3 protein-coding genes are annotated in these 4,335 nt (G+C 71.6%); 1 reads left to right on the plus strand and 2 read right to left on the minus strand.

From position 1 onward, the window contains the following. Nucleotides 1-597, minus strand: a 597-nt coding sequence (locus AC31A1_RS47470) for a GNAT family N-acetyltransferase (RefSeq protein ID WP_489659277.1), incomplete at its 3' end; no start/stop codon positions are given. Between the two features lie 4 nt (nucleotides 598-601). Next, complete coding sequence (aroA, locus tag AC31A1_RS47475; RefSeq protein WP_489659278.1) at nucleotides 602-1,843, minus strand: 3-phosphoshikimate 1-carboxyvinyltransferase; 1,242 nt, start codon at nucleotides 1,841-1,843, stop codon at nucleotides 602-604. 654 nt (nucleotides 1,844-2,497) lie between these two features. On the opposite strand from aroA, the gene AC31A1_RS47480 reads away from it, so the two are divergent. Beyond that, nucleotides 2,498-4,318, plus strand: a complete 1,821-nt coding sequence (locus AC31A1_RS47480) for a glycoside hydrolase family 3 protein (protein ID WP_489659279.1) — start codon at nucleotides 2,498-2,500, stop codon at nucleotides 4,316-4,318. Nucleotides 4,319-4,335: the final 17 nt, after the last annotated feature.

A 4,335-nucleotide genomic window follows, 5' to 3' on the forward strand; every position in this document is an offset into this window, starting at 1 on the left:
CTCCCCCCACTCCTCCGCCGTGATCGAGTAGATCGCGGAGTCACGCAACCGCCCCTCCTCCCCCGGCGCCCAGGACCGCGACCAGTTGCGCAGTACGCCCTCGAAGCGGGCGCCCACGCTCTGGATCGCGGCGCGGGAGCGGTCGTTGCGAGCGTCCGTCTTCAGGTCGACGCGGGAGACACGCCACTCCTCGAACGCGTGCCGGAACAGCAGGAGTTTGGCCTCGGCGTTCACACCCGTGCCCTGTGCCGAACCCGCCAGCCAGGTGAACCCGACCTCCACCGCGTCGAGTCGGTCGTCCGTCAGCCAGGAGCGGGGTTCCCAGTAGGCCGTGACGCCGACCGCCTTTCCCGTGGTCGTCAACACCTGAGCGTAGGGCGCGAGTTGACCCGTCGCCGCCCTGCCCAGCTGGGCGTCGATGTAGGCCGGGACCTCGTCCGCCCTCGGCACCCAGGTGAACTCGTACGAACCCCGGTTCTCCTCCGCCGCCACCGCCAGATCGGCCGCGTGCCGCCGGCCGAGCGGCTCCAGGCGTACCAACTCGCCTGCCAGGACCGGAGCCTTGAGTCCCAACCCCACACCGAATCCCACACTCATCCCCTCATGCCGGCAACTGCCCGCGCAGCGCCCCGAACGCCTCATGGAACCCCGGGAAAGTCTTCCGTACGCACCCCGGGTCGTCGAACGAAATACCCGGCACCCGCAGCCCGGTCACCGCGAAGGACATGACGATGCGGTGGTCGCCGTAGGACTTGATCTCCGTGCCGGTGACGGGAGTTGACCCCGGGCGGATCTCGATCCAGTCCGGGCCCGTCGCCACCTCCACGCCCAGCCGCCGGAGGCCCTCCGCGCAGGCCTCAAGGCGGTCGCACTCCTTCACCCGCGTGTTGCCGACGTCCTCGATGCGGACCGGTCCCGAGGCGAAGGGGGCGATCGCGGCCAGCGTCGGCATGGTGTCCGAGATGTCGCGCATGGTGACCGTCAGGCCGCGCAGCTCGCCCGTGCCGCGCACCCGGGTGCCCTTCGCGCTCGTCTCCACCTCCGCGCCCATCCGGCGCAGTACGTCGACGAAGCCCAGGTCGCCCTGGAGCGCGCCCGTGCCGAGGCCGGGGACCGTGACCTCGCCGCCCGTCACGGCCGCCGCCGCGAAGAAGTAGCTCGCGGTGGAGGCGTCCGGTTCGATGCCGTAGGTGGTGGCCCGGTAGCCCCCGGGCGGTACGACGTAAGCAGCACCCTCCTTGCGGACCTGCACGCCGAACTCCCGCATCATCGCGATGGTGATCTCGACGTACGGCGCGGAGACCAGGTCCGTGACCCTGATGCGGAGGCCCTTCCTGGTCAGGGGGCCGAGGAGGAGCAGGGCGGTCAGGTACTGGGAGGACTGGCCGGCGTCCAGGACCACCTCGCCGCCCTCCACGCCCGACGCCTCGACGCGCAACGGGTGGTGGCCCTCGACCTCTTCGTGGCGCAGGTCGACGCCCAGGTCGCGCAGGGCCCGGGTGAGCGGGAGGAGGGGGCGGCGGCGCATCTGCGGGGACGCGTCGAAGCGGAAGCTGCCGTGCCCGGCCGCCGCCAGCGTCGGCAGGAAGCGGGCCGTCGTCGCGCCGTCCCGGCAGTACACGTCCGCCTCCGCGACCGCCGGACCCTGCGGGCGGCCGTCGATCTGCCAGGTGTCCGGGGTCCGGCCCACGCGGTAGCCGAGCCGGGTCAGGCCCTCGGCGAAACCCTCGGTGTCGTCCGAGCGGAGGGGGCGCCGGAGGGTGGTGACGCCGTCGGCGGCGGCCGCCAGGAAGAGGGCGCGGGCGGTGATGGACTTGGAACCGGGGATGTCGACTACGGGCATGCCCTCATGATCGGGCGGCGGTCGGCCGCCCCGCCGGGACGTCCACGGGATGGACGACCACCGTTCGCCCGCGCGTTCCTGTGCGTGACCGCATCCGTCCCGTTGTGCACGGGTTCACCGACTTCCGGCAATCGGGCCGAAGCGGGGAACCCGGACCGCTTCCGCCCCGTCCAAGGCGCATGCCGTCGGATGAGTCTCCGGGGTACGGCGTCGGCCTCGCTGCTGGCTGCGACAGCTGACAAACCCTCTCCTCCGTACCGCGGCCGGCGGCAAGCCGTCATCGGCGCGCCCCCCTCCAACTGCGCCGATGGCGGCCCCTCCTCCGGTTCAGGGCCTGCCCGGCGGACCATGCCGGAGACGCGGGGCGTGGCACGCGCTCCCCCACTGCCTTAAAGGCGTGGGGGGATCCCCAGCCGCGTTGTCGTCAGTCGCCGACTCCCCCACGCTCGAACAACCTCGCGCGGGGGGACCCCCATCGCGTCGGCTCCCTCCTCCGCCTTGCAGCTGTACGCACCACGCCCCGCTCCCCTGCGCTACATGGGTGCGGTTGCCTTCCTCCGGCCTGCTCCGCCGGACAGGCCCTGTGCGCTCCCTTGACTGGCAGAAACTTCCCGGATATTCGTGAAGTCTTGGAAGTTTCCTTCAGCGGATCCGATGACCCGAAGTGGAACACCTCCGGAAGGAGCGCACGTGCCCTCCAGACGTACCGTCCTCGCCGCGACCATGGGCGTCACCGCGTCCCTCGCGGTCGGCGGCACCGCCCACGCCGACGACAAGAGACTCCGCTCGCTGATCTCCCGCATGACGTTGCCGGAGAAGGTCGGCCAGCTCTTCGTGATGCGGGTCTACGGCCACTCCGCCACCGCCCCCGACCAGGCCGACATCGATGCCAACTTGAGCGAGATCGGCGTGCGTACCGCCGCCGAGCTGATCGCCAAGTACCGCGTCGGCGGCATCATCTACTTCACCTGGGCCCACAACACCCGCGACCCGCACCAGATCGCCGGCCTCTCGAACGGCATCCAGAAGGCGTCCCTCAGTCAACCCCGAGGGCTGCCCGTACTGGTCGCCACCGACCAGGAGCACGGCATCGTCTGCCGTATCGGCGCGCCCGCGACCCTCTTCCCGGGCGCGATGGCGATCGGCGCCGGCGGCTCCCGTACCGACGCCCGCACCCTCGGCCGGATCTCCGGCGCCGAGCTGCGCGCGATGGGCGTCAACCAGGACTACTCCCCCGACGCCGACGTGAACGTCAACCCGGCCAACCCGGTCATCGGCGTACGGTCCTTCGGGGCCGACCCGGACGCGGTGGCCGGCCTCGTCGCCGCCGAGGTGAGGGGGTATCAGAGCAGCCGGGTCGCCGCTACCGCCAAGCACTTCCCGGGGCACGGGGACACCGCTGTGGACAGCCACTTCGGGTTTCCCGTCATCACCCACAGCCGGGAAGTGTGGGAGGCGCTGGACGCCGTCCCCTTCCGGGCGGCCATCGGCGCGGGCATCGACTCGATCATGACCGCCCACATCATGGTCCCGGCCCTCGACGACTCCGGCGACCCGGCCACCCTCTCCCACCCGATCCTCACCGGCATCCTGCGCGGCGAACTCGGCTACGACGGCGTCGTGATCACCGACTCGCTGCAGATGGAGGGCGTACGCCAGAAGTACGGCGACGACCGCGTGCCGGTGCTCGCGCTGAAGGCCGGGGTCGATCAGCTGCTCAACCCGCCCTCCCTGGACGTCGCCTGGAACGCCGTGCTCAAGGCCGTGCAGGGCGGGGAGTTGACGGAGGCGCGGCTCGACGAGTCGATCCTGCGGGTGCTGCGGCTGAAGGCCCGGCTGGGGTTGTTCGAGGACGCGTACGTCAGCCGGGCGGGTGTCGACCGCACGGTCGGTACCGGTGCGCACCTCGCCGCCGCCGACCGGATCGCCGAGCGGACCACCACCTTGCTGGTCAACTCGGCGGGGCTGCTTCCGCTGTCCCACCGTACGCACGGGAAGGTTCTGGTGGTCGGCGCCGATCCGGCCTCCCCCTCCGGTACTACGGGTCCACCCACCGGTGTGCTCGCGGCGGCCCTCGGGGAGCTGGGGTTCACGGCGACCGCCCTCTCCACCGGTACGGCTCCTTCCGCCGCGACCGTCGCGAAGGCCGTGGCGGCGGCGCGTGAGGCGGATGCGGTGGTCGTGGCGACCTACAACGTCACGGCGGCCGATGCGCAGAAGACTCTGGTCGAGCACCTGCTCGCCACCGGGAAGCCGGTCGTGGCCGTCGCCGTCCGCAACCCCTACGATGTTGCGCAACTTCCTTCGGTCACCGCCTACTTGGCGTCCTACTCCTGGACCGACGTCGAACTCCGGGCGGCGGCACGGGTGATCGCGGGCCGGGTCCGGCCGCGGGGGAAGCTCCCGGTCGCGGTGCAGCGCGCGGACGATCCGGCGCAGGTGCTGTATCCCGTAGGGCACGGGCTGTCGTACTAGGGGTACGTTCCACACCC

The sequence above is a fragment of the Streptomyces sp. P5F9 genome, assembly GCF_057961495.1.

What these genes read in the sequence shown, in the direction of transcription:
- aroA (WP_489659278.1), bottom strand. Translation starts at nt 1,843, where the DNA reads ATGCCCGTAGTCGACATCCCCGGTTCCAAGTCCATCACCGCCCGCGCC.
- AC31A1_RS47480 (WP_489659279.1), top strand. Translation starts at nt 2,498, where the DNA reads ATGACCCGAAGTGGAACACCTCCGGAAGGAGCGCACGTGCCCTCCAGA.